The sequence below is a fragment of the Chloroflexota bacterium genome (genome assembly GCA_014360805.1).
Taxonomy (GTDB): Bacteria; Chloroflexota; Anaerolineae; order DTLA01; family DTLA01; genus DTLA01.
Map to the genome: position 1 here is coordinate 51624 of JACIWU010000011.1, position 6098 is coordinate 57721.

Sequence of the window (6098 nt, forward strand, 5' to 3'; positions counted from 1 at the left end):
ATGTCCGGCAACACCTTTGACATCGCCTTTATCGGCCACTACACCAAAGACACCATCGTGTACCCGGACCGGCAGCATACCCAACACGGCGGCGCGTACTTCTTCGGCGCAAGCGTGGCCGCGAGGATGGGCCTGCGGGTCGCGGTCATCACCCGCCTGGCGGAGCACGACAGCGATTCCTACGCGCCCCTGACGCGCCTGGGCGTAACCGTCATTCCCATCTTCACGCCCCGGTCCACCTGCCTGAGCCTGGTTTACCCGACCGGCGACCTGGACACTCGCACAATCTACACCACGAGTTCCGCCGGTCCCTTCGCTCCTGAAGATACAGCGAGCGTGGACGCACGCATCTTCCACGTCGGGGCATCCATGCGCGGCGAAGTCCCCGTGGAGGTCATCCAGGCCCTCCAACGCAAGGGCAGCAAGATTTCACTGGACGCGCAAGGCTACGTGCGCGTGAACCAGAACGGCGTACTCGTTTACGACAACTGGCCCGGCAAGGAGGGAATCCTGCCCCTGGTGGATTTTCTGAAAGCCGATTCCGTTGAGGCCGAAAGGCTGACCGGGGAGGCAGACCCACGGCAGGCCGCGCTCATCCTGGCCTCTTGGGGGCCGCGCGAGGTCACCATCACCCACGGCGGCGGCATCGTTCTGTTCGCAGAGGGCGAACTCCACGAAGCGCCCTTCGTTACTGCGACCGTGCGGGGCCGGAGCGGGCGCGGCGACACCTGCACCGGGGCCTACCTGAGCCGCCGCCTCTCGGCCTCGCCGCGCGACGCCCTCATCTGGGCCGCCGCCGTAACGAGCCTGAAATTGGAAAAAGAAGGTGCCTTTGATCGCACGATCCAGGACGTGCAGGACCTCATCCGTCGCTCGTACACCAACCCCGACACGTAGGCTGGCCCTCGCCGCGCGTCACTCCCTCTCCCGCCGGGAGAGGGCTAGGGTGAGGGAGGCCGCCCGCGCGAGGGTACCCCAGCCCGCAGGGCTTCGCCCCTTCAGGCCGATGCTTCAGCGTCGGGCGGGCGCGCGTGTCGCCGCCCCTTCGCGCCTTTCGTGCCCTTTCGCGCATTTCGTGCTCCGACCCCTTTCGCGCATTTCGTGCTCCAAATCCCACACCCTCTTCTTGACAACCGCGCCAATGCGGTGCATAATGCAAACGTGTGCGTCATCATGTGCCGTAAACGGAGGCCCGTATGATTGCAAGGCACTCCCTGGATCGCCCGCTGACCGACGCGGAGATACGAGACCTCATCGCCGAGGCGTTCGCGCAAAACCCAGTAGATGGCCGGCGCGTCCTGGTCATCATCCCCGATACCACCCGCACCGCGCCCATCCCGCTGTTTTTCCGCCTCATCTACGACGCCATCGGAAGCCGCGTGCGGCAACTGGACTACCTCGTCGCCCTGGGCACCCACCAGCCGCTCTCCGACGCCGGCATCGCCCAACTCGTCGGCGTGTCCACCAAAGAGCGCGTCCGGCAGTTCCCGAACGTGAACATTTACAACCACCGTTGGGATCTGCCGGGCACCTTCGCCACGCTAGGGGTGATACCGGCATCGGAAATCGCCGCCATCACCGAAGGCATGTTGGTACAGGATGTGGACGTCGCGCTGAATAAGATAATCTTCAACTACGACGTCCTTATCATCTGCGGGCCGGTCTTCCCGCACGAGGTCGTCGGCTTCTCCGGCGGGAACAAGTACTTCTTCCCAGGCATCGGCGGCCCCAGCGTCATCAATTTCTCCCACTGGCTTGGCGCGCTGATTACCAGCATGGAGATCATCGGGCGGGAAGATACCCCCGTGCGCAGGGTCATTGACCGTGCCGCGTCTATGATCCCCATCCCCAAGTTCTGCTTCAGCATCGTGGTACATGGCAGCGATGTCGCAGGCGTGTCTTTCGGTGCGCCCGAAGAGTCCCAGCGGGCCGCCGCCGAACTCTCCGCCCAACTGCACATAACCTACGCGGACCGGCCCTACAGGCGCGTCCTCTCCATCATCCCGCCCATGTACGACGACCTCTGGACCGCGGCCAAGGGGATGTACAAGACCGAGCCCATCATCGCCGACGACGGCGAGGTCATCATCTACGCACCCCACATCCGCGAAATCTCCTACACCCACGGCAGAATCCTGGACGAAATCGGCTACCACGTGCGGGACTACTTCACCAAGCAGTGGGATCGGTTCAAGGGCTATCCATGGGGCGTCCTGGCCCATTCCACCCACCTCCGAGGCATTGGCACCTACGAGAACGGCGTGGAGCGCCCGCGAATCCAGGTAACGCTGGCCACTGGCATCCCCGAAGAACGGTGCCGCAAAGTCAACCTCGGCTACATGGACCCCGCCAGCATCCACATACCCGAATGGGAAGGGCGGGAAGACGAAGGCATCCTCGTCGTGCACAAGGCAGGCGAGACCCTGTACCGCCTGAAACACGAGACCAAGCGCAAGTGAGGAGGGAACGATGTCGGAATCCAAGTGTCAATTTGGAGTAATCGGACTGGCCGTCATGGGCCAGAACCTCGCGCTGAACATGGAAAGCCACGGCTACTCCGTTGCGGTGTACAACCGCACGGCCGAGCGCACGCGCGAATTCGCCGAGGCCCGCGCCGCCGGCAAGCGCATCGTGCCCACGTACACCCTGAAGGAATTCGTGCAGGCCCTGGAGCGCCCGCGGCGAATCCTGCTCATGGTCAAGGCCGGCAAGCCTGTGGACGAAATCATCCAGCAAGTCGCTCCGCTTCTGAATAAGGGCGACCTGCTGATAGACGGCGGCAACTCGTTCTTCCAGGACACCGAGCGCCGCTCTGCCCAGATGGCGGAGGCGGGCCTGCTGTACATCGGCACGGGCATCTCCGGCGGCGAAGAAGGCGCGCTGAAAGGCCCCAGCATCATGCCCGGCGGCCAGCCCGAAGCCTACGCCCTGGTAGAGGCAATGTTCCAGTCCATCGCCGCCAAGGTGGACGGCGACCCATGCGTCTCCTACATCGGCCCGCGCGGCGCCGGCCACTACGTCAAAATGGTGCACAACGGCATTGAATACGCCGACATGCAACTCATCAGCGAAGCCTACGACATTCTCCATCGCGGCCTGGGCCTTTCGGCGGCCGAACTCCGCGACATCTTCGCCGAGTGGAACAAGGAGGAACTCTCATCCTACTTGATTGAAATCACCGCTAACATCTTCGGCAAGGTGGACCCGGAAACCGGCAAGCCGCTGGTAGAAGTCATCCTGGACGAGGCCGAGCAGAAGGGCACCGGCAAATGGACATCCCAGAACGCCCTGGATTTGGGTGTCCCTACCCCCACCATCAACAGCGCGGTGGAGGGCCGTTTGCTGTCCGCCTACAAGAGCGAGCGCGTCGTCGCTTCTAGGGTACTGTCGGGCCCACGGCCTGCGTTCCGCGGCGACCGGGCCGCGTTTGTCCAGGACGTGCGCCGCGCCCTGTACGCCTCTAAGATATGCGCCTATGCTCAGGGCATGGCCTTGCTCCGCGCGGCATCGCGGGAATACGGGTACAATCTGCGCCTGGCAGAACTGGCGCGCATTTGGCGTGGCGGCTGCATCATCCGCGCCAAACTGCTGGGGCGCATCCGCGAGGCCTTCACCCGCGACCCCGACCTGCCCAACCTTCTGCTGGACGCCGAGTTCAAGGACGCGGTGGAAAGCCGCCAGGAGTCATGGCGCCGCGTGATCCAGACGGCGGTGGAGATGGGCATCCCCTGCGCCGCCATGAGCGTCTCGCTGGCCTACTTTGACGCCTACCGCAGCGAGCGCCTGCCGGCGAACCTCCTACAGGCGCAGCGCGACTACTTCGGCGCCCACACGTACAAGCGGATTGACAAGCCTGGCATCTTCCACACCGAGTGGCTGGAGCCGTAACGACACGGAGGGGGCGTCCTATGCGCAAACCGCGAAATGTCGTCGTTGCCCAGTCGGGCGGGCCATCGCCCGTTATCAACAATTCCCTGCGCGGCATTGTGGAAACCTGCATGGAGATGCCGGATACCTTTGGCACCGTGTACGCGGCGCTGCACGGCATTGAGGGCGTCCTGAAGGAAGAACTCATAGACCTCACCGCCCAGCCCCGCGAGGAAATCGCCCTGCTCCGCACGACCCCTGCTGCCGGCGCCATCGGCACGTGCCGCTACAAACTCAAAGCCTCGCAGACCGAAGACTACGCGCGCATCATAGACGTGTTCCGCGCACATGACGTGGGCTACTTCTTCTACATCGGCGGCAACGACTCCATGGACACCGCCCACAAGGTCTCGCAACTCGCCGCCCAGCGTGGCCTGGAACTCGTGGCGACGGGCGTCCCCAAGACCATTGACAACGACGTTGGCGACAGCGAGTTCAAACTCATAGACCACACGCCGGGCTACGGCAGCGTGGCGCGTTACTGGGCGCTCATGGTGCAGTGCGCCAACGAAGAGAACGAGGGCTCGTCTCCATCCGACCCGGTCCTCGTGCTCCAGGCCATGGGGCGCAAGATCGGGTTTATCTCTGCCGCCGCCCGCCTCGCCGACCCCGATAGGGAAATGCCGCTCCAAATCTACATGCCCGAGGCAGGGCTGACCCTGGAGGAATTGGCGGACCGCGTCAATGACCTCCTGCGCGAGCGTGGGCGGGCGCTGGTGGTCGTCAGCGAGGGTTTGGACGTGGGCGACATCGGAGCCGTGAAAGATTCGTTCGGCCACATCAGTTTCTCATCGTCTGAGATGTCGGTGGAGCAGATCGTGGTCAACTACCTGAACAAGGTCGGCCTGCGGGCGCGCGGCGCGGCCCGCGGCAACGTCCCCGGCACAGACCAGCGCCACAACATGGTCTATGCGTCGGTAGTGGACCTGGACGAAGCCTACGGCGTGGGGCGCCATGCCGTGCTCGTGGCGGCCCAAGAGGGCACGGGATACATGGCCACTATCCTGCGCAGGCCTGGCCCTGTGTACAGCGTGTACTACGACAAGGTGCCGCTGGACCTGGTCGCCAATTCGGAGCGCAAGTTCCCCGCGGCCTGGCTTGCGCCCAGCAAGGTGGACGTTACCGACGACTTCGTGCGCTACGCCCGCCCGCTCATCGGCGAGGACTGGCCGACGGTTCCGCTGGTCGGCGGCATCCAGCGGTTCGCCCGAATCCGCCGCGTCATGGCGCCCAAGCGCCTGCCCGAGTACGTGCCGCAGGCGTACCGCAAGTAACCGCGCGACCCTGAAGCATCGGCTGAAAGGCGAAGCCCTGTGGCCTGCGCGTCAGCCCCGAAGGGGCTTTGCTCGTCCAATGCCAGGGATGTGAGGGGTATCCCCGCAGGGATGTGAGGGGTACCCCCGCGCGGGCACACGCGGCAACCGACTAGGCGCGTCGCGCCCCGCGATGGTCTCGGTCCCAAAGTTTGTTGGTCGCGCCAGGGGCACAGGTGCGACGCACCTCGGTCGCCAATACAGGACGGAACCTAATCCCGCAACGCGGCCCTTTCGCCGCCTGGCGCGCCCTGTGATATAATAGCGGAGGCATACCGTACAAGGAGTCCTATGGACACTGCAACGCGACTTCAGGTGTTGGAAATCGTCTCGCGTGCCTTGGCCGAAGACATCGGCTCCGGCGACATCACCAGCGAGTGGACTATTCCCGCGGACCTGCATCTGCAGGGTGACCTCCTCGTCAAACAAGTTGGCGTCATCGCCGGCCTGGAGGTCGCCTCGCTGGTCTTCGCCACTGTTGACCCCGCCATCCAGTTCACGCCCCTGTCCAACGACGGCGACCGCGTAACGCGGGGCACGGTCGTCGCCCGGGTTTCCGGCCCGGCCCGCAGCATCCTCACCGCCGAGCGCACCGCCCTCAACTTCCTGCAGCGCATGTCGGGCATTGCCACCGACACCCGCCGATTCGTGGATGCCGTCAGCGGCACCCGTGCCGTTATCCTGGATACCCGCAAGACCTGTCCGGGCCTGCGCCTGCTGGACAAATGGGCCGTGCGGCTAGGCGGCGCGCAGAATCACCGCACCGGCCTGTACGACATGGTCCTCATCAAAGACAACCACATCGCCGCCGCCGGAGGCATCACCCAGGCGGTCAAGAGGGTTCGCGAGCGCATCCCC

At 64.6% G+C, this 6098-nt stretch carries 5 protein-coding genes; all 5 read left to right on the forward strand.

What is annotated here, in order from left to right; all coding sequences use genetic code 11:
• Positions 1-897: a hypothetical protein gene (locus H5T65_03355; protein ID MBC7258261.1), complete on the forward strand. Its 897-nt coding sequence runs from the start codon at positions 1-3 to the stop codon at positions 895-897.
• A gap of 299 nt (positions 898-1196) precedes the next feature.
• Positions 1197-2459: a DUF2088 domain-containing protein gene (locus H5T65_03360; GenBank protein MBC7258262.1), complete on the forward strand. Its 1263-nt coding sequence runs from the start codon at positions 1197-1199 to the stop codon at positions 2457-2459.
• A 10-nt stretch (positions 2460-2469) separates the two neighbouring features.
• Positions 2470-3888 carry an NADP-dependent phosphogluconate dehydrogenase gene (gene gndA, locus H5T65_03365; GenBank protein ID MBC7258263.1) on the forward strand — a complete coding sequence of 473 codons (1419 nt, stop codon included), beginning with the start codon at positions 2470-2472 and terminating at the stop codon, positions 3886-3888.
• Positions 3889-3908: 20 nt separating this feature from the next.
• Positions 3909-5201, forward strand: a complete 1293-nt coding sequence (locus tag H5T65_03370) for a diphosphate--fructose-6-phosphate 1-phosphotransferase (GenBank protein MBC7258264.1) — start codon at positions 3909-3911, stop codon at positions 5199-5201.
• Between the two features lie 330 nt (positions 5202-5531).
• The coding region (nadC, locus tag H5T65_03375) for a carboxylating nicotinate-nucleotide diphosphorylase (protein MBC7258265.1) at positions 5532-6098 on the forward strand (567 nt) is incomplete at its 3' end.